An 18,513-nucleotide genomic window follows, 5' to 3' on the forward strand; every position below is an offset into this window, starting at 1 on the left:
CAGTTGGGAGCGCCATTAAGGTGGCGCCTTCACCTGATCCAGCCCATTGCTGCAACACAGCATTCGATGCCAGATCGAATATTTCCATTGAGAAATATTTTTTTTGGAAGAGAATGCTCCCCCATGATCTGTCCTGCAACCACTCCCCCCAGCTTCGGCCTGCTGCTGCGCCAGGTGCGCGACGGTCTGGTCCGCCAGCTCGATGCGTCCATGGCCGAAGAAGACCTCGGCATCGGCTTCACCCACTACATCGGGCTGAAGGTGCTCTCGAACATGGCGCCGTGCACGGCCAACGAACTGGCCCAGGCCATCGACCAGGTGCCCAGTGCGGTCACCCGCCTGCTGGACAAGCTGGAGGCGCTCGGTTGCGTGCGCCGCGAGCCGCATGCCCAGGACCGGCGTGCGCTGCAGATCGTATTGACCGAAGAAGGCCGCGCGCTGTGGGCGCGGTTGAAGCTGCGCGGCGACGCGGTGATGGATTACGCCCTGCGCGATCTGTCCGCCGACGAACGCACGCAGCTGCTGTCCCTCCTGACCCGAATCCGCGATTCCCTGACGACCCCATGAACTCGATCCCGCATCCCACTCTCCGCCGGTCCGGGCGCGCGCTGCTGGTTTCAGCGCTGGCCCTGGCCCTGGCCGCCTGCGCCAGCAGCCGCGGCCTCACCCCGCAGGGCCACGTGCTCGACGTGGACAGCCTGCACAGCGAACGCACCCTGGCCGACAGCGACCTGAGCGCCGCCGGTTTTCCCGCCCAGGACTGGTGGAAGGCACTGGGCGATACGCAGCTGGATGCGCTGATCGCCGAAGGCCTGGCCGGCCATCCGAGCCTGGACTCCGCCGACGCCCGCCTGCGCCAGGCACAGTCACAGGTCGGCACCGCGCGCGCCGATCGCCTGCCCAGCCTGTCCGTGTCCGGTGGCTACACCGGTCTGCGCCTGCCCGAATCGATGGCCGGCGATGAAATCGGTGGCCACTACGCCGGCAGCAGCCAGGTTGCCTTCGATTTCAGCTACGGCATCGACCTGTGGGGCGGCAAGCGCGCCGCCTGGGAAGCCGCCGTGGACGGCGCCCACGCCGCTACCGTCGAGGCCCAGGCCGCACGCCTGAACCTGTCTACCGGCATCGCACAGGCCTATACCGACCTGGCCTACGCCTGGCAGCTCAACGACGTAGCTGAAGAAGAACTGGCGCGCTCGCAGAAGTCGCTGGAACTGACCCGCCAGCGTCGCAGTGCTGGCATCGACAGTGATCTGCAGGTGCGCCAGGCCGAGGCCCGCGTTCCGGCCGCACAGCAGCAGTTGCTGGCGGCGCAGCAGCGCATCGATGCGGGACGCACTGCATTGGCCGCGCTGGTCGGCAAGGGCCCGGACCGTGGCCTGTCGATCGAACGCCCGCGCGCGATGAATCCGCTGGCGTTGCAGCTGCCGGGCGTGGTGCCCAGTGAGCTGCTCGGTCGCCGCCCCGACATCGTCGCCGCGCGCTGGCGGGTAGAAGCGGCCGACAAGCAGATCAAGGTCGCCAAGACCAAGTTCTACCCGAGCCTCAACCTGACCGCACTGGCCGGCGTGGTCGCACCCAACGTCGGCGACCTGCTGCAGAGCAGCTCCAGCTTCGCCTACATCGGTCCGGCGCTGAGCATGCCGATCTTCGAAGGCGGCAAGCTGCGCGCGAACCTGGCCAACACCGATGCGCAGTACGACCTGGCCGTAGCGAACTACAACCAGGCGGTGCTCGATGCACTGCGCGACGTCGCCGACCAGGTCAACGCAGTGCGCTCACTGGCGCAGCAGGCGCAGTCGCAGCAGCAGGCGGTGGATACCGCACGCGCTGCATTCGACCTGGCCCAGCAGCGTTATCGCGCCGGCATCGGCAGCTATCTGGACGTGCTGACCGCGCAGTCCACCCTGCTGCAGTCGCAGCAGCAGCTGGCCGGCCTGCAGTCGCAGCAGCTGCAGACCTCGGTGCGCCTGAGCAAGGCGCTCGGCGGTGGTTTCCAGCCCAGTGACGCCGACGCCGCACCGCTTGCTTCCCATTCCGATTCCTCGCATTCCTGAAGACGCCTGCCATGAGCCAGACCCAAGACACTGCGGCCCCCGCCGCCCCCAACCGTCGCGGCAAGCTGCTGCGCGGCCTGTTCGTGATCGTCGTGCTGCTGCTGGCGGCACTGGCGCTGTGGTACTTCATGTTCGGCCGTTGGTTCGAAGAGACCGACGACGCCTACGTGCAGGGCAACCAGGTGCAGATCACCCCGCTGGTGGCCGGCACCGTGGTCGCCATCAATGCCGATGACGGCATGCGCGTGGAGCGCGGCCAGCTGCTGGTGCAGCTGGACCCGGCCGATACTTCGGTGGCCCTGCAGCAGGCTGAAGCCAACCTGGCCAAGACCGTGCGCCAGACCCGCGGCCTGTACCGCAGCGTCGAGGGTGCACAGGCGGATCTGAACGCGCGTCAGGTGACCCTGAAGCGCGTGCGCGACGACTTCGCACGCCGCAAGGGCCTGGCCGCCACCGGCGCCATTTCCAACGAAGAACTGGCCCACGCCGGCGATGAGCTGGCGGCTGCCGAAGCGGCCGTGGCCGGTTCGCGCGAGACCGTCGAGCGCAACCGTGCACTGGTCGATGACACCGTGATCGCCACCCAGCCGGACGTGCAGGCCGCCGCCGCGCAGTTGCGCCAGGCCTTCCTCAACAATGCGCGTTCGGGCATCGTCGCGCCGGTCACCGGCTATGTCGCCCGTCGTTCGGTGCAGGTCGGTCAGCGCGTGCAGCCGGGCAATGCGCTGATGGCGGTGGTGCCGACCGAGCAGATGTGGGTCGAAGCCAACTTCAAGGAAACCCAGCTGCGCCACATGCGCCTGGGGCAGGAAGTGGAGCTGAAGTCGGACCTGTATGCCGGCGACGTGAAGTACAAGGGCCGCATCGACAGCCTCGGCCTGGGCACCGGTTCGGCGTTCTCGCTGCTGCCGGCGCAGAACGCCAGCGGCAACTGGATCAAGATCGTGCAGCGCGTGCCGGTGCGCATCGCCATCGATGCCAAGCAGCTGGCCGAACACCCGCTGCGCATCGGCCTGTCGATGAAGGCCGAAGTGAGCCTGCGCGACCAGAAGGGTGAAGTGCTGCCGAGCGCGGCCGCCAAGGGCACGGTGTTCGACACCGACGTGTACGCCAAGCAGCTGCACGATGCCGATGAGGTGATCCACACGATCATCCAGGGCAACCTGCCGCAGCAGGGCAAGGCGAGCTGAGGCCGGCCATGTCCGCACAAGCTCCAGCTGCGCCCGGCTCTCCGGGCGCACCGGCGGCGCCGGGTGCGGCCGCCGGCTTCCTGCCACCCAGTGTGGCCCTGTGCACCGTGGGCCTGGCGATGGCCTCGTTCATGCAGGTGCTCGACACCACCATCGCCAACGTCTCGTTGCCGACCATCGCCGGCAATCTTGGCGCCAGTTCGCAGCAGGCAACGTGGGTCATCACCTCGTTCGCGGTCAGCACCGCGATCGCACTGCCGCTGACCGGCTGGCTCAGCCGTCGCTTCGGCGAGCGCAAGCTGTTCGTGTGGGCCACGCTGGCCTTCGTGATCACCTCGCTGCTGTGCGGCCTGGCCCAGAGCATGGGCATGCTGGTGCTGTCACGCGCGCTGCAGGGCTTCGTCGCCGGCCCGATGTATCCCATCACCCAGTCGCTGCTGGTCTCGATCTATCCACGAGAGAAGCGCGGACAGGCGCTGGCGCTGCTGGCGATGATCACCGTGGTGGCGCCGATCTGCGGGCCGATCCTCGGTGGCTGGATCACCGACAACTACAGCTGGGAATGGATCTTCCTGATCAATGTGCCGCTGGGCATCTTCGCAGCGCTGGTGGTCGGTAACCAGTTGAAGGGGCGCCCGGAACACGTCGAAAAGCCGAAGATGGACTACGTTGGCCTGGTCACCCTGGTGATCGGCGTAGGTGCCTTGCAGCTGGTGCTCGACCTGGGCAACGACGAGGACTGGTTCTCGTCGATGAAGATCGTGGTGCTGGCCTGCGTGGCGGTGGTGGCGCTGACCGTGTTCCTGATCTGGGAACTGACCGACAAGGATCCGATCGTCGACCTGAAGCTGTTCCGGCACCGCAACTTCCGCGCCGGTACGCTGGCGATGGTGGTGGCCTACGCGGCGTTCTTCAGCGTGGCACTGCTGATTCCGCAGTGGCTGCAGCGCGACATGGGTTACACCGCGATCTGGGCGGGCCTGGCGACGGCGCCGATCGGCATCCTGCCGGTGATCATGACCCCGTTCGTGGGCAAGTACGCATCGCGCTTCGACATGCGCATGCTGGCCACGATCGCGTTCGTGGTGCTGTCGATGACCAGCTTCCTGCGGTCGGGGTTCAACCTGCAGGTGGACTTCCAGCACGTGGCCGGCGTGCAGCTGATCATGGGCATTGGTGTCGCGCTGTTCTTCATGCCGGTGCTGCAGATCCTGCTGTCGGACCTGGATGGTCGTGAGATCGCGGCCGGCTCGGGCCTGGCCACGTTCCTGCGTACGCTGGGCGGCAGCTTCGCCGCGTCGCTGACCACCTGGCTGTGGGCGCGTCGTACGCAGGTGCATCACGCAGACCTGACCGAACACATCTCGGTGTATCAGCCGGGCATGCAGGACCAGGTGGCGGCGATGGGGCAGGGCGACCTGCAACATGGTGCGGCGGTGTTGAACAACATGATCAACCACCAGGCATCGCAGATGGGCTTCAACGACATCTTCTTCCTGCTGGGCTGGATCTTCCTGGCGATCATCACCTTCCTGTGGCTGGCCAAGCCGCCGTTCGGTGCAGGCGCGGGTGCTGCCGCCGGTGGCGGGCACTGATCGATCGTTGTTGTTGAAACGCAGAAACCCCGCCGGAAGGCGGGGTTTTTGTTTTGCAGTAGATCCACGCCATGCGTGGATGAACCGTCGCGATAACGATCGCGTTTCAAAATCCGGACATGAAAAAACCCGCTTGCGCGGGTTTGATCATTGTCTGAGTCATGGTGCCCAGGAGAGGACTCGAACCTCCACGAAGTTGCCCCCGCTAGCACCTGAAGCTAGTGCGTCTACCAATTCCGCCACCTGGGCGACTCAGGAGGAGAATTTTGCAGGAAGCTTGGATATGTGTCAACACCATTTCACACATTTTTTTCTGCACCCATTTCCGCGTCCACATCCAGATGCAGCAGCAGGCTGCGCATCGGCGGCGAGAGCTTTTCCCAGTCTGCAAACGCGGCGCACAGTCGGCGCTGTGCCCATGCGTTGCCGAGTGCAACGGCGACGATGCCGGTGGCCCGTCGGTGCTGCCGTGCGATCGTGCGTGGCGCGATGCCCACGCCGATGCCATGGCCCACCATCGTGCACAGGCCTTCGAAGGTCTTCATGCGGATGCGCACGTCGAGCGTGCGTCCGGCCTCTGCCGCCAGTTCTTCGATATAGGTCTGCAGTGCGTTGCCGTCGGCCAGCGCGACGAAGGTCTCGCCCAGCACATCGCTGAAGTCGAGCGAGCGCCGCGCGGCGAAGCGATGGCCGGCCGGCAGCAGCATCATCAGCGGGTCTTCCGCAACCACATGACGGCGCAGCCCATCGGCGGGGACGGCGTCGCTGATGAAGCCGGCCTCCGCCTGGCCGGCACGGATCGCGCGCACGACTTCAGTGCTGGTGCGTTCGTGCAGTTCGACGCGCAGGCGAGGGCGTTCGGCCAGCCATGGCGCCAGTCGCGCGGGCAGATAGTTGGTCAATGCCGCAGTGTTGGCATACAGGTGCAGCGTACCGCGCGCGCCGTGGGCGAAGGCCTGCAGTTCGCCGCGCAGCTGTGCCTGCTGCTGCAGGATCAGGCGCGCGTGATGGGCCAGTGCGGCGCCCGCTTCGGTGAGGCTGACGCCGCGCGGGTGGCGGGTCAGCAGCGCGGTGCCGGCGTCGGTTTCGATGGCGCGCAGGCGTTCGCTGGCCGATCCCAGTGCCAGATTCGCCTCCACGGCGCCGGCGGTGATGCTGCCGGCGTCGGCCACCGCCAGGAACAGGCGCAGATCGGCAATGTCCAGGCGCATGTCGTGACCTCGCAACGTGGCCGTTGCCTTCGGAGCAGCCGAAGGGTGGGGCGGGAATGCCGCATTGTGCGCTGAAGTGCCGGCGGCTCCAATGAAGGCATGAACGAAACGATCTACTTCTATGTGTTGCTGGTGGTGGTGTTCCTGTTGGCCGGGGTGGTCAAGGGGGTGACCGGCATGGGCCTGCCGACCGTGGCGATGGGGCTGCTGGGTGGCGCGTTGTCGCCGGTTGCGGCGGCCTCGATGCTGTTCATTCCCACCTTCGTCACCAATGCCTGGCAGCTGCTGTCCGGGCCATCAGTGGGGCAGATCGTGCGGCGGCTGTGGCCGATGATGATGGCGGTGGTGATCGCCACGCTCGGTGCCGCCGCGCTGCTGGTGCGGGTGGATCGTGATGTGTCACGGGCCGCGTTGGGCGTGGCGCTGGTGGTCTACGCCGGGTACGCGTTGCTGGCGCCGGTGTTGCGGGTACCGGCCCGGCGCGAGCGCTGGCTGGGGCCACTGGTGGGCGCGATGTCCGGCGTGGTGACCGGTGCAACCGGCGTGTTCGTGATGCCGGCGGTGCCTTACCTGCAGTCGCTGGGGTTGCAGCGCGACGAGCTGGTGCAGGCGCTGGGCCTGGCATTCACGGTGTCCACGATCTCGCTGACCACGGGCCTTGTGCTGCATGGTGCGTTCGGCGTGCAGCAGCTCGGTCTCAGTGCGTTGGCGGTGGTGCCGTCGCTGGCCGGCATGTGGCTGGGGCAGGTGATCCGCCAGCGCATCAGTGCGCGGGTATTCCGTGCCTGCTTCCTCGGCTTCCTGTTGCTGCTTGGCCTGGAGCTGGTGCTGCGTTCGTGCTGGTGATGCCGGCTGGAGGCCAGACAAGAAAAAACCCGCTTTCGCGGGTGTTTTTCATTCTCGACATGGTGCCCAGGAGAGGACTCGAACCTCCACGAAGTTGCCCCCGCTAGCACCTGAAGCTAGTGCGTCTACCAATTCCGCCACCTGGGCGTCGAGGAGGAGAATTATGCGGTGCCGTGACGGAGGTGTCAACACCCTTGTGAAACTCCCGCGTCGGTCGCGCTCTGCATATCCACGCCATGCGTGGATGGGTGCCGAACCCGGATCGCAGGCAAAAAAAATCCCCGCCGAAGCGAGGAGTTTTTTCGTTGGTGCCCAGAAGAGGACTCGAACCTCCACGGTTTTACCCGCTAGTACCTGAAACTAGTGCGTCTACCAATTCCGCCATCTGGGCGTTCCAGAGGCGCAATTGTGAAGATGAACCGGGGGGCTGTCAACGATTTCCCGAAAATTCTTAATGGGGATGCTTCAACCGGTTTGCTGACCCGTTCTGCACGCCCGCAACGGCTACCATGGAGGGCGATGACTACCAAAAAACCAAGCAAGGGCGGGAGCAAGTCCCGCAGTGAAGCCCCCAACAAGGGTGCCAAGGCCGGCCCGGCCCGCAACAACAAGCCAGGCAAGCCGTTGCCGGGCTGGCTCCCCACACTGGCCGAAGGTGGCGCGCCGCCGTCTGGTCGAGGCCGCCGCAACGCAGAGGCACCGGCCCCCGCGCCGGGCCGCAAGCTGCCGCCGACGGGCAAGGTGATCGACGATCCCTATGCGTCCCGCGAAGCAGAAAAGTACGAACAACCCATCGCCAGCCGCGAGGCCATCCTGGCCCTGCTGGAGCGCTGCGAAGGGCCGCAGACCGCTGAAGAACTCGGTGCGCGCCTGGGCCTGACCGCACCGGACCGTGCCGAAGCGCTGTCGCGCCGGCTCGGCGCCATGGTCCGCGATGGCCAGCTGGTGCAGAACCGCCGCGGCGGTTTCGCGCCCATCCAGACCTTGAATCTGGTCACCGGCGTGGTGATCGCCAATCCGGAAGGGTTCGGCTTCCTGCGCCCGGTTGAAGGCGGCGACGACCTGTTCCTGCCGCCGTACGAAATGCGCAAGGTGATGCACGGCGACAAGGTGTTGGCCCGTGTCACCGGCATCGATCACCGCGGCCGTCGCGAAGGCAGCATCGCCCGTGTGCTTGAGCGCGGCATGACGCGCCTGATCGGCCGCTTCAGCGTCGAGATGGGCATCAACTACGTGGTGCCCGATGACAAGCGCATCCAGCGCAACGTGCAGGTACCGCCGGACCAGACCGGCGGCGCGCGCGATGGCCAGCTGGTCGTCTGCGAACTGACCCAGGCACCGGACAGCCGCCGCCCGCCGATCGGCCGCATCATCGCCGTGCTCGGCGACAAGCTGACCGCATCGCTGGTGGTGGAGACTGCGATTCACGGCCATGAGCTGCCGTTCGAGTTCCCGCAGGAGGTGCTGGACGAAGCCGCCTCGGTGCCGCTGGTGGTCGAGCCGGCGATGATCGGTGACCGCGTCGACCTGCGCAGCACGCCGCTGGTCACCATCGATGGCGAGGACGCCAAGGACTTCGACGACGCGGTGTACTGCGAGCCGAACGCCGATGGCTTCCGCCTGGTGGTCGCCATTGCCGACGTCTCCAACTATGTCCGTCCCGGCACGCCGCTGGATGATGAAGCGCAGAAGCGCGCCACCTCGGTGTACTTCCCGGGCTTCGTGGTGCCGATGCTGCCGGAAACGCTGTCCAACGGCATCTGTTCGCTGATGCCGAAGGTCGACCGCATGTGCTTTGTCTGCGACATGCAGATCGACCGCGATGGCGTCGTCACCCACTCGCGCTTCTATGAAGCGGTGATGAATTCGCACGCGCGCCTGACCTACACCCAGGTGTGGCAGGCGGTAGGCGAGGATGATGCCGGTGCCAAGGCGTTCATCGGCGACCTGCTGCCGCAGGTGCAGCGCTTGCACCAGCTGTACAAGGTGCTGTCCAAGGCGCGCACCAAGCGTGGCGCGATCGAGTTTGAAAGCAGCGAAGTCCGCTTCGTGCTCGACAATCGCGGCGAAGTCACCCAGGCCGGCATGCTGGTGCGCAACGATGCGCACAAGCTGATCGAAGAATGCATGATCGCGGCCAACGTGGAGGCGGCGAAGTATCTGTTGTCGCGCCATGTGCCGGCGCCTTACCGCGTGCATGAGAAGCCGCCGGAGACCAAGTACGCCGATCTGCTGGAATTCCTCAAGGAGTTCAAGCTGAGCCTGCCGCCGTGGTCGAAGGTGCGCCCGGGCGATTACACCAAGCTGCTGAAGAAGATCCGCGACCGTCCCGATGCCACGCTGCTGGAATCGGTGCTGCTGCGCAGCCAGAGCCTGGCCGTGTACAGCCCCGACAACAATGGTCACTTCGGCCTGGCGCTGGAGGCGTACGCGCACTTCACCTCACCGATCCGTCGTTACCCGGATCTGCTGGTGCATCGTGCGATCAAGCATGCGCTGTCGGGCAAGCCGCTGGACAAGTTCACCTACAACGCCCGCGAGATGGCCGCATTGGCTCTGCAGTGCTCTGAGCGTGAGCGTCGTGCCGATGAAGCCGAGCGCGAGGTGGATGAGCGTTACCGCGCGGCGTGGATGGAAAAGCACGTGGGTGGCCAGTTCGACGGCGTGATCAGCGGCGTGACCAGCTTCGGCCTGTTCGTGGAGCTGGCCGACTCGAAGGTACAGGGCCTGGTGCACGTGACCCAGTTGCCGCAGGACTATTACAAGTTCGACGCGACCCGCAAGACGTTGACCGGCGAGCGCCGTGGCAGCAGTTACCGCCTGGGGGACCAGGTGCGCATCCTGGTGCTGAAGGCCAGCATGGAAGAGCGCAAGATCGACTTCCGTCTGGTCGAGCACAAGGGCGAGGAAGAGGTGGCAAGCCCGGCCCCGTTGCCCGAGCGCGGCAAGCCGGCCAAGCGCACGAAAAAGAAGTATTGAAAGGTGTGCCGACCAACGGTCGGCACCCACCTCGCCCGGTAGGTGCCAACCGTTGGTTGGCACGACGTTTCGGAGGAACGCAGCAATGCAGGGCCAACCCGAATACAGCGGCGGCTGCCAGTGCGGCGCGATCCGCTTTCAGGTACGTGGCGAGCTGACCGACAGCTCGATCTGCCACTGCCGGATGTGCCAGAAGGCCTTCGGCGCGTACTACGCGCCGCTGGTCTCGGTGCGAGGCGTGCAGTTCAGCTGGACCCGCGGCCAACCGCGTTATTTCCAGTCCTCCAACGTGGTGCGGCGCGGGTTCTGCGCCGACTGCGGCACGCCGTTGACCTATGAAGCGCCCGATGGCGTGGCGGTGGCCGCCGGTGCCTTCGACCAGCCTGAGCGCCTGCCGCCGACCATCCAGTATGGCGTGGAGCGCAAGCTGCCCTTCGTCGACGGGCTGGGCAGGCTGCCGGCACGCCGCACCGAGGAAGATGTCGCCGCGCTGGAGTTCCTGGCCACGATCGTGTCCCTCCAGCACCCCGACCACGACACCCCGCACTGGCCCCCACGCAGCCGTTCGGCCGAAGGGTGAACGGCAGGTAGCGCCGGGCCATGCCCGGCGAGCGCGAAGCGCGGCCGCCCCTGATGCTCTACCATAGCCACCCCCTTTCCGGTCCTGCCCGCATGAGCAAGAACAGCCAGTGGATCGTCGGCGTCAACGCCGTCGCCTCCTCCATCGAGAACGACGCCGAGAACGTCCGCGAAGTGCTGGTCGAGGCCGGTGCGAAGAACCCGCGCCTGACCGAGATCGAGGAAAACGCCCGCCGCAAGGGCATCGACGTGCGCAAGGTCAACAGCCAGGCGCTGGACGGCGTGGGCGGTTCGGTGCGCCACCAGGGCGTGGCCGCGCGCTATGCCGCCGCCCGCACTTACAACGAGAACGAGCTGGAAGGCCTGGTCACCGCTGCGGAAGGCAAGGCGCTGCTGCTGGTGCTGGATGAAGTGCAGGACCCGCACAACCTCGGCGCCTGCCTGCGCTCGGCCGCTGCGGCCGGTGCAACCGCCGTGATCATCCCCAAGGACAAATCGGCCACGGTCAACGCCACCGTGCGCAAGACTTCGGCCGGCGCCGCCGACCGCATCCCGGTGGTGGCGGTGACCAACCTGTCGCGCTGCCTGAAGGACCTGCAGAAGCAGGGCGTCTGGATCTACGGCCTGGCCGGTGAGGCCACCGCGTCGCTGTACCAGCTGGACCTGAAGGGCAACATCGCCCTGGTGCTGGGCGGCGAAGCCGATGGCCTGCGCCGCCTGACCCGCGAGAACTGCGACGGTCTGGTCAAGATTCCGATGCCGGGCGAGATCGAGAGCCTGAACGTTTCGGTCGCTGCCGGCGTCAGCCTGTTCGAGGTCGTGCGCCAGCGCGGTTGATCAGGCAACCGTCCCTGTAGAGCCGAGCCCACGCTCGGCTGCCGCGCACCGCGCGGCACCGGCATCGAGACGAAAAGCAGCCGAGCGTGGGCTCCGCTCTACAGAAGAAGAAGTCACCCCGCGCTGCCGCCCAGTGCCTTGAACAGCGTCACGTCGTTGTTCAACTGGCTCTGCCGCACCCGCGCCAGTGACAGTTCCGCATCGCGCCGGGTCTGCTGTGCTTCCAGCCAGGTGCGCAGGTCGGTGGCGCCCACGCGATAGCGCACTTCCTGCGCGCGCTCCACTTCCACCGCTTCGTCGTAAGACGCCTGCGAGGCGGTCACCTGGCGCAGCAGCTGCTCTCGGGCGGACAGGGCGTTGTCCACCTCCGACAGCGCGGTGTACAGCGTCTTGCGGAAGTTGGTGGCAGCGATCTGGTAGTTGGTACCGGCCACGTCCGTATCCAGCTGCGCGCGCTGCAGGTTGAGGAAAGGCAGCGACAGGCCAGCCCCGAGCGTCGCCACCGGATTGCGCAGTACATCGCCCAGCGAGGTCGCGCTGGAACCCAGGCTGCCGGTCAGGCTCAATGCCGGGTAGTACTGGGTAGCGGTCACCCGGATCGTCTTCAGGCTGTTGCGCAGACGCAGTTCGGCTGCACGCAGGTCGGGCCGGCGACCGAGCAGGTCGGCCGGCAGGCCTTCGGCAATGGTCGGGCTCTGCGCCTCCAGCAGGTTCTGCGGTTCGTCCTGCTGCGGCCACGGCGTGCCATCCAGCAGCACGGTCAGCGCATTGCGCACTTCCACCCGCTGTTGCTCCAGCGCGCTCTGCGCCGAACGCTGCGACTGCAGGTTCTGCAGTGCCTGGCGTACTTCCAGCCGCGATACCGCACCGGCATCGAAGCGTGCCTGCACCAGTTCATGCGTGCGTTGCAGCCGCTCGAGGTTGGCCTGGCCGGTGGCGATGGACTGGTTGAGGTAGGCCAGCGCCCAGTACTGGTTGATGACATCGCCGATCACCAGCAGGGCGGTGTTCTGCCGGTCTTCCTCGCTGGCGTCCGCCTCCCAGCGGGCAATGTCGCGCTGGGTGCGCAGGCGGCCCCACAGGTCCACCTCCCACCCCAGCGACACACCGGTGGAATAGCTGCGGCGCCAGTCGTCGGCCTGGTCGGTGGCGCGGCTGCCACTGCCGCTCACGCCGGACGATGAAGGTTGCGGCCACAGCGCATTGCTGGCCAGCCCGGCCTGCAGGCGTGCACGCTGCACGGCCAGGCCGGCAGCGCCGAGGTCACTGTTGGCGGTCAATGCCTGTGCGACCAGGCGGTCCAGACGCGCATCGCCGAAGCCGGTCCACCAGTGGTCCTGGCGGATGTCGCGGGCCGGGGTGTCCAGGCCACTGCGCGGGTCGTCGGCCGGCGCGTTGAGGGTCGCATCGCCACGACCATAGGTGGCGGCAACGCTGGGGTCTTCAACCGGATAGCGGCCTACCGAAGCGCAGGCGGAGAGTGCAAGCAGCACGGCGCCGGCCAGCAGCAGGCGCGAGGGAGCGGGGAAGGGCAGTCGGGTCATCATCTTCATTCGCGGGCCAGGGCCTCCACCGGGTCGAGCTGGGCGGCACTGCGTGCCGGCAGGAAGCCGAACGCCACACCGATCAGGGTTGAACAGGCGAAGGCGGCAATGATGGAAGCGGTGGAGAACAGCACCTGGAAATCGCTGGCGAACCGGCCGATCAACACGCCCATCAGCAATGCCAGGCCGATGCCGAGCACGCCGCCGAGCAGGCACACCAGCACCGCTTCGATCAGGAACTGCTGGCGGATGTCGCTCTGCCGCGCACCCACCGCCATGCGCACGCCGATCTCGCGGGTACGCTCGGTGACCGAGACCAGCATGATGTTCATCACGCCGATGCCACCGACCAGCAGCGCGATGGCGGCGATGGCGCCGATCAGCAGGGTCATCGTGCGCGTGGTCTGTTCGATGGTGTCGCGGATCTCGGCGCTGTTGCTGAGGAAGAAGTCCTCGGTGCCGTGGCGCATGGTCAGCAGCCGGGTGATCGCTTCCTGCGCCGCATCCATCGGCGTTTCATCGTTCACCCGCACGGTGATGCTGGAAACGTGGCTCTGCCCGAGCATGCGCGACATCACCGTGGTGTAGGGTACGAACACGCTCAGGCTGGTGCTGCCGCCGAAACCGAAGCTCTGCTTCTTGGCCACGCCGACCACGCGCACCGGCACATTGCCAAGCAGGATCACCTGCCCGATCGGGTCGCTGTCAGGGAAGAACTGAGTCCTGGTGTTCTCATCGATCACCGCCACCTGGCCGAGTCCCTTCACCGCATCGGTGTCGAAGAAGCTGCCGCTGAGCAGGCTCACGCCCTTCACCCGGAAGTACTGCTCACCAACGCCGCTGATCTGCGCGGTGGCCGACTGGTTGCGGTAGCGCGCGGTGACCGAACTGGACACGCTGGGGGTGGCGCTGTCGACGTAGCTCTGCCGTGACAGAGCATCGGCATCGCTGGCCTTGAGGGTCTGCACCCGCGCCGAACGCATGTCGCCGAATCCGCGACCGGGGTAGACGTCGATGGTGTTGGTACCCAGTGCGCTGATGTTCTGCAGGATCTGCTGCTGCGAGCCGTTGCCCAGTGCCACCACCGATACCACCGAAGCGATGCCGATGATGATGCCGAGCATGGTCAGGAAGGTGCGCAGGCGGTGGGCGTTCATTGCCAGCAGGGCCATCCGGAACGCTTCGGTGAAGCGGTCGCGGGCAGCCTGCCAGCTGCTGCCGTGGGCGACGCCCGTGCTCGGTTCGCGTTGCGCACGGTAGCTGGGCGCGGCCGGATTGGCGCGGTCGGCGATGATCTCGCCGTCGCGGATCTCGATGATGCGCTGTGCGTGCTCGGCCACGCTCATGTCGTGGGTGACGATGATGATGGTATGACCTTCGGCATGCAGCTCGCCGAGGATGGCCATCACCTCTTCGCCGGATTTCGTATCGAGGGCGCCGGTCGGTTCGTCGGCCAGGATCACCTCGCCACCGTTCATCAACGCACGCGCGATCGACACGCGCTGCTGCTGGCCACCGGACAGCTGCCCGGGCTTGTGGTGCATGCGGTCGGCCAGGCCGAGGCGCTGCAGCAGCTGCTCAGCACGCGCGGTGCGCACCGGGCCCGGGCTGCCGGCATAGACCGCCGGCACGGCCACATTGCCGCGCGCGTCGAGATCGCCCAGCAGGTGGTAGCGCTGGAAGATGAAACCGAAGTGCTCGCGGCGCAGCTCGGCCAGCTCGTCGGGCGCCATTTTCCCGGTCTCGCGGCCCGCCACCTGGTAGCTGCCACGGGTCGGGCGGTCCAGGCAGCCGAGGATGTTCATCAGCGTGGACTTGCCCGAACCGGACTGGCCGACGATGGCCACCATCTCACCGGCATGGATGTCCAGGTTGACGTCGCGCAGCACGGCGATGACGTCTTCGCCGGCCGGGAATTCGCGTCGCAGGTCGCGCAGGCGCAGCAGCGGCGCCGTCGTGCTCATCGGCGCCCCATGCCCGGGCCGCCGACCCGCATCTGCATGCCGCCACGGTTGCCGCCGCCAGCGGCTGCCGCAGCGCCGCCTTCGCCGACCACCACACGCTCGCCTTCCTTCAGGCCGGACAGGACCTCGACGTTGGCGCCGTTGTTGATGCCGACCTTGACCTTGCGCGGCTGCGGCTGGCCCTTGTCATCGACCACCCGCACGATGCGCTCGCCATCGCGCGACTTCGGACCCAGTGCAACGGCCGGCACCATCAGCACGCCCTTGGCCTGCTTGAGCAGCACCGATACCTGCGCGGTCATGTCGATGCGCAGGGTGCCATCGGGGTTTTCCACGTCGAACAACGCGTTGTAGTAGACCGCGCTGCTGGAGCTGGAACTGGACGAACTGCTGGAACTGGACGAACTCTCGTTGGCGATCGACGCCGGCGCCGGATTGATCTGCCGCAGCGTGGCGTGGTACTTGCGGTCCGGGTCGCCCAGCGTGGTGAAGTACACCGGCATGCCGGCCTTGATCTTGACCACGTCGGCCTCGGAGACCTCGGCGTTGACGGTCACTACATCCAGCCGCGCCAGCATCACGATGGTCGGCGCAGTCTGGTTGGCGTTCACCGTGCGGCCTTCCTCGGCCACCACCGCCACCACGGTGCCATCCATTGGCGCGACGATGCGGGTATAGGCCAGGTTGGCACGGGCGGTGCCCAGTTCGGTTTCGCGGCCCTTGATCTGCGCTTCGTAGGATTGCAGCTGCGCACGCGCGGTCTTCAGCTGGGCCTCGGCGGCATCGTATTCCTGGCGCGAGGTGGCTTCGGCCGCCAGCATCTGCTGCTGGCGTGCGAACTCCAGTTCGGCCTGGCGCAGGGTGGCCTGCTGCACCGCGCGCTGGGCGGTCACCTGGTCCAGCGAGGCCTGTGCGTTGAGCACCTGGTTCTGCTGGGTGGTGGCGTCGATCTCGGCGATCAGGTCGCCTTCCTTCACCGTATCGCCCAGCTGCACCTTCAGCGATTTGATCTGGCCGGAGGCCTGCGCACCGACGCTGACCAGCTTGTAGGCGTCGATCACGCCGGTAGCCTCTACCGTCTGCTCGATGTCGCCGCGGCTGACCGGGGTGGTCGCCAGGGCCGGTGCGGCCGGCTTGCGCAGCAGCCACCAGGCGGAAACGGCGGCGATCAGGACAAGCAGGGCGATCAACATCAGGCGACCCTTGCGGGTCGCGGGCAACTGGCGGGAGATCACGTGGCGGCTTCACTCTGGGGGCCGCAGTGGCGGCATTGGTGGGCATTGTGAAGATCGAGCGATGCTGTGCTCAATCCTCGGGGTGTGTCTCTATGTAACACTGTCGCCGAGACTGCGTATCAGCAGGTATCCCGCACTGCGGGGGATACAGTGGTACGTATTGGCCTGGATGCGGTTCAGCTGCCGACACGGGATGATTCGCGACATGGAGACTGAAAACCCGATGCACCGTTTGCTGATCGTCGATGACGACAACGATATCCGCACCCTGCTGGCCGAGCAGCTCGGCCGCGCTGGCTACCAGGTCAGCACCGCCGCCGATGGCACCAGCATGCGCCAGCTGCTGGAACGCGAACACGTGGACCTGATCGTGCTCGACCTCAACCTGCCACGCGAAGATGGCCTGACCCTGTGCCGCGACCTCCGCGCGCGCTCGAACACGCCGGTGATCATGCTCACCGCGCGCGCCGAGCCGATCGACCGCGTGCTCGGCCTGGAAATGGGTGCAGACGACTACCTGGCCAAGCCGTTCGAACCGCGCGAACTGCTGGCACGCATCCGCAACGTGCTGCGTCGTACCGAAGCGCTGCCGGCCAACCTGGAACCGCTGGCGGTGCGCCGTGCGCGTTTCTCGCGCTGGATTTTCGACCTGGAGCATCGCCACCTGGTCGACCCGGACGGGCGCGTGGTGGTGCTGTCCGGCGCCGAGTTCCGCCTGCTGCGGGTGTTCATCGCACATGCCAACAAGGTGCTCTCGCGCGAGCAGCTGGTGGCCCTCAGCAGCGGCCGCAACTATGAAGCGCAGGACCGCGCCATCGACCTGCAGGTCAGCCGGCTGCGCAACAAGCTGGCCGATGACGGTGGCCCCGATGGCCTGATCAAGACCGTGCGCAATGAAGGCTATGTGCTGGCCTCGGCCGTCAACCTGGAATAAGCCGCGATGAATCGCCTGCGCCACTTCCTGTCCTCGATGGTCGGACGGCTGTTCGTGATCCTGCTGCTGGGCATGAGCGTGGCTGCGATCGGCGCCACCATGCTGGCCAGTTCCAAGCGGCAGCAGGAATTCGAGCGGCAGAACCTGAACCGCATCGCTGATCGCCTTCAGGGCTACATCAACCTGCTCGACGGCAATCCGGAGCTGCGCGAGCGGCTGCTGGAAGTCGGTGGCCCCAGCGTGCGGGCACTGCAGCCCGGTGCGCGCATCGGGCGGGCCGACAAGGCGCTGATGGAAGTTCTGGAGGACCGCCCGGGCCCGGTGTCGCGGGCGCATGTGCATTTCGCCTCGTTCCGTTCGTGCATTCCCAAGCTGCAGGATCTGCTGCCGCCACCGCCGCCGGGCCACCGCAAGCCGCCGCGCGAACGCGATCCCACCTTCATCCCGCCCAAGTGCCGGGCGGTGGACGTGGTGCTCAACGACGGCACGTTGCTGAAGCTCGCCCTGGATTCGCCGGCGATCGCACACAACGGCATTCTCGCCGTGGACCCGCTGTTCCTGACCCTGCTGGTGCTGGCCATTGCCGTGCTGGCGTATGTGGTCGCACGCATGGCCAGTGCGCCGCTGCAGGAGCTGGCGGCCGCCGCCGAGGACCTGGGCGATGACCTGCAGCGGGCGCCATTGCCGCTGCGCGGGCCACGCGAAGTGCAGCGCGCCGCCGAGGCCTTCAATGCCATGCAGCATCGGCTGCAGCGCCACCTGGCCGAACGCACGCAGATGCTGGCGGCGATCACCCACGACCTGCAGACGCCGCTGACCCGGCTGCGCCTGCGCCTGGAAAACGTGACCGACGAGACCCTGCGCGAGCGCCTGATCGGCGACCTGGCCGCGATGCAGGCGCTGGTACGCGAGGGTCTGGAACTGGCCCGAAGTGCGGAGAGTGCCGAACAGCGCGCCGCACTGGACCTGGATTCGCTGCTGGAGAGCATCGTCGAGGACACCGCCGAGGACGGCGCCGACGTCGTCTTCGAAGGCCGCAGCGGCGCAGTGCTGATGCTGCGCCCGTTGGCGATGCATCGCCTGTTCTCCAACCTGGTGGACAACGCGGTGATGTACGCACAACGCGCGCGGGTACGTGTCGAGCGCGGCGAGGGCACGATCACGGTGGTCATCGCCGATGACGGTCCTGGGCTGGCGGATGACCAGCTGGAAGCGGTGTTCGACCCGTTCGTGCGGGTGGAGACCTCACGTTCGCGCGAGACCGGCGGTGCCGGCCTGGGCCTGACCATCGCCCGTGCGCTGGCCGAAAAGGACGGCGGCCGACTGTGGTTGCGCAACCGCCCCGAAGGTGGGCTGGAAGCGGTGGTGCAGTGGTCCACCAGCGCCGAGGCGCGGTAGCAGCGGCAATCCCTGCCCAGGCCCGGTTGCGCCGGGCGCGGTGACGCCGAAGACAGGGTTTGCCCTATCATCTGCGTACTTCCCCATTCTTCGTCCGATGAGCCTGCCCGTTCCTGCCGGCATGCCGCCCTGCGCGGTGCGGCC

Annotated in this window: 14 protein-coding genes and 3 tRNA genes; 10 read left to right on the forward strand and 7 right to left on the reverse strand. The window is 66.9% G+C overall.

Annotated features, from left to right (window positions below):
- Nucleotides 1-123 precede the first annotated feature (123 nt).
- Genes emrR through emrB form a run of 4 tightly spaced genes read left to right on the forward strand, consistent with a single transcriptional unit; the run spans nucleotide 124 to nucleotide 4,842 of the window.
- Nucleotides 124-567, forward strand: coding sequence for a multidrug efflux system transcriptional regulator EmrR (emrR, locus tag H3005_RS02960; protein WP_089239884.1), 444 nt, complete (start codon nucleotides 124-126; stop codon nucleotides 565-567).
- Nucleotides 564-2,057: a multidrug efflux transporter outer membrane subunit EmrC gene (gene emrC, locus H3005_RS02965; protein ID WP_191077544.1), complete on the forward strand. Its 1,494-nt coding sequence runs from the start codon at nucleotides 564-566 to the stop codon at nucleotides 2,055-2,057. Before emrR ends, emrC begins: the two co-directional genes overlap by 4 nt.
- 11 nt (nucleotides 2,058-2,068) lie before the next feature.
- Complete coding sequence (gene emrA / locus H3005_RS02970; protein ID WP_089239888.1) at nucleotides 2,069-3,247, forward strand: multidrug efflux MFS transporter periplasmic adaptor subunit EmrA; 1,179 nt, start codon at nucleotides 2,069-2,071, stop codon at nucleotides 3,245-3,247.
- Between the two features lie 8 nt (nucleotides 3,248-3,255).
- Nucleotides 3,256-4,842, forward strand: a complete 1,587-nt coding sequence (gene emrB / locus H3005_RS02975) for a multidrug efflux MFS transporter permease subunit EmrB (RefSeq protein ID WP_099819969.1) — start codon at nucleotides 3,256-3,258, stop codon at nucleotides 4,840-4,842.
- A 162-nt stretch (nucleotides 4,843-5,004) separates the two neighbouring features.
- On the opposite strand, the gene H3005_RS02980 is transcribed toward emrB, so the two are convergent.
- Nucleotides 5,005-5,091, reverse strand: a tRNA-Leu gene (locus tag H3005_RS02980).
- A gap of 50 nt (nucleotides 5,092-5,141) precedes the next feature.
- A complete protein-coding gene (locus H3005_RS02985) occupies nucleotides 5,142-6,053 on the reverse strand; it encodes a LysR substrate-binding domain-containing protein (protein WP_191077545.1) in 912 nt (303 codons plus the stop codon).
- 99 nt (nucleotides 6,054-6,152) lie between these two features.
- Between H3005_RS02985 and H3005_RS02990 the strand changes: the two genes are divergently transcribed.
- On the forward strand, nucleotides 6,153-6,899 hold the full coding sequence (locus H3005_RS02990) for a sulfite exporter TauE/SafE family protein (protein ID WP_191077546.1): 747 nt from the start codon (nucleotides 6,153-6,155) through the stop codon (nucleotides 6,897-6,899).
- 60 nt (nucleotides 6,900-6,959) lie between these two features.
- On the opposite strand, the gene H3005_RS02995 is transcribed toward H3005_RS02990, so the two are convergent.
- Nucleotides 6,960-7,046: transfer RNA gene (locus tag H3005_RS02995), tRNA-Leu, on the reverse strand.
- A gap of 159 nt (nucleotides 7,047-7,205) precedes the next feature.
- Nucleotides 7,206-7,290 (reverse strand) — tRNA-Leu (locus tag H3005_RS03000).
- A gap of 128 nt (nucleotides 7,291-7,418) precedes the next feature.
- Here H3005_RS03000 and rnr point away from each other — a divergent pair.
- The 3 genes from rnr (at nucleotide 7,419) to rlmB (ending at nucleotide 11,294) form a co-directional block, all read left to right on the forward strand.
- The gene (gene rnr, locus H3005_RS03005; RefSeq protein WP_191077547.1) at nucleotides 7,419-9,878 is read left to right on the forward strand and encodes a ribonuclease R; all 2,460 of its coding nucleotides are present in this window, start codon (nucleotides 7,419-7,421) and stop codon (nucleotides 9,876-9,878) included.
- Between the two features lie 85 nt (nucleotides 9,879-9,963).
- Complete coding sequence (locus H3005_RS03010) at nucleotides 9,964-10,458, forward strand: GFA family protein (protein ID WP_191077548.1); 495 nt, start codon at nucleotides 9,964-9,966, stop codon at nucleotides 10,456-10,458.
- 92 nt (nucleotides 10,459-10,550) lie between these two features.
- Complete coding sequence (gene rlmB, locus H3005_RS03015) at nucleotides 10,551-11,294, forward strand: 23S rRNA (guanosine(2251)-2'-O)-methyltransferase RlmB (protein ID WP_089239900.1); 744 nt, start codon at nucleotides 10,551-10,553, stop codon at nucleotides 11,292-11,294.
- Nucleotides 11,295-11,407: 113 nt separating this feature from the next.
- On the opposite strand, the gene H3005_RS03020 is transcribed toward rlmB, so the two are convergent.
- From H3005_RS03020 to H3005_RS03030, 3 genes are read right to left on the reverse strand one after another with little or no spacing between them, the layout of a single operon-like run.
- On the reverse strand, nucleotides 11,408-12,847 hold the full coding sequence (locus tag H3005_RS03020; RefSeq protein ID WP_191077549.1) for a TolC family protein: 1,440 nt from the start codon (nucleotides 12,845-12,847) through the stop codon (nucleotides 11,408-11,410).
- Nucleotides 12,844-14,802 carry a MacB family efflux pump subunit gene (locus tag H3005_RS03025; protein WP_089239904.1) on the reverse strand — a complete coding sequence of 653 codons (1,959 nt, stop codon included), beginning with the start codon at nucleotides 14,800-14,802 and terminating at the stop codon, nucleotides 12,844-12,846. Before H3005_RS03025 ends, H3005_RS03020 begins: the two co-directional genes overlap by 4 nt.
- Nucleotides 14,799-16,037 carry an efflux RND transporter periplasmic adaptor subunit gene (locus H3005_RS03030; RefSeq protein ID WP_191077550.1) on the reverse strand — a complete coding sequence of 413 codons (1,239 nt, stop codon included), beginning with the start codon at nucleotides 16,035-16,037 and terminating at the stop codon, nucleotides 14,799-14,801. Before H3005_RS03030 ends, H3005_RS03025 begins: the two co-directional genes overlap by 4 nt.
- A gap of 205 nt (nucleotides 16,038-16,242) precedes the next feature.
- Between H3005_RS03030 and H3005_RS03035 the strand changes: the two genes are divergently transcribed.
- Complete coding sequence (locus H3005_RS03035; protein WP_025875399.1) at nucleotides 16,243-16,971, forward strand: response regulator; 729 nt, start codon at nucleotides 16,243-16,245, stop codon at nucleotides 16,969-16,971.
- A 6-nt stretch (nucleotides 16,972-16,977) separates the two neighbouring features.
- The gene (locus H3005_RS03040; RefSeq protein WP_191077551.1) at nucleotides 16,978-18,369 is read left to right on the forward strand and encodes an ATP-binding protein; all 1,392 of its coding nucleotides are present in this window, start codon (nucleotides 16,978-16,980) and stop codon (nucleotides 18,367-18,369) included.
- Nucleotides 18,370-18,513 lie beyond the last annotated feature (144 nt).

It is taken from the genome of Stenotrophomonas sp. Br8 (assembly GCF_014763005.1).
Classification (GTDB): Bacteria; Pseudomonadota; Gammaproteobacteria; order Xanthomonadales; family Xanthomonadaceae; genus Stenotrophomonas; species Stenotrophomonas lactitubi.

What these genes read in the sequence shown, in the direction of transcription:
- emrR (WP_089239884.1), top strand. Translation starts at nt 124, where the DNA reads ATGATCTGTCCTGCAACCACTCCCCCCAGCTTCGGCCTGCTGCTGCGC.
- emrC (WP_191077544.1), top strand. Translation starts at nt 564, where the DNA reads ATGAACTCGATCCCGCATCCCACTCTCCGCCGGTCCGGGCGCGCGCTG.
- emrA (WP_089239888.1), top strand. Translation starts at nt 2,069, where the DNA reads ATGAGCCAGACCCAAGACACTGCGGCCCCCGCCGCCCCCAACCGTCGC.
- emrB (WP_099819969.1), top strand. Translation starts at nt 3,256, where the DNA reads ATGTCCGCACAAGCTCCAGCTGCGCCCGGCTCTCCGGGCGCACCGGCG.
- H3005_RS02985 (WP_191077545.1), bottom strand. Translation starts at nt 6,053, where the DNA reads ATGCGCCTGGACATTGCCGATCTGCGCCTGTTCCTGGCGGTGGCCGAC.
- H3005_RS02990 (WP_191077546.1), top strand. Translation starts at nt 6,153, where the DNA reads ATGAACGAAACGATCTACTTCTATGTGTTGCTGGTGGTGGTGTTCCTG.
- rnr (WP_191077547.1), top strand. Translation starts at nt 7,419, where the DNA reads ATGACTACCAAAAAACCAAGCAAGGGCGGGAGCAAGTCCCGCAGTGAA.
- H3005_RS03010 (WP_191077548.1), top strand. Translation starts at nt 9,964, where the DNA reads ATGCAGGGCCAACCCGAATACAGCGGCGGCTGCCAGTGCGGCGCGATC.
- rlmB (WP_089239900.1), top strand. Translation starts at nt 10,551, where the DNA reads ATGAGCAAGAACAGCCAGTGGATCGTCGGCGTCAACGCCGTCGCCTCC.
- H3005_RS03020 (WP_191077549.1), bottom strand. Translation starts at nt 12,847, where the DNA reads ATGAAGATGATGACCCGACTGCCCTTCCCCGCTCCCTCGCGCCTGCTG.
- H3005_RS03025 (WP_089239904.1), bottom strand. Translation starts at nt 14,802, where the DNA reads ATGAGCACGACGGCGCCGCTGCTGCGCCTGCGCGACCTGCGACGCGAA.
- H3005_RS03035 (WP_025875399.1), top strand. Translation starts at nt 16,243, where the DNA reads ATGGAGACTGAAAACCCGATGCACCGTTTGCTGATCGTCGATGACGAC.
- H3005_RS03040 (WP_191077551.1), top strand. Translation starts at nt 16,978, where the DNA reads ATGAATCGCCTGCGCCACTTCCTGTCCTCGATGGTCGGACGGCTGTTC.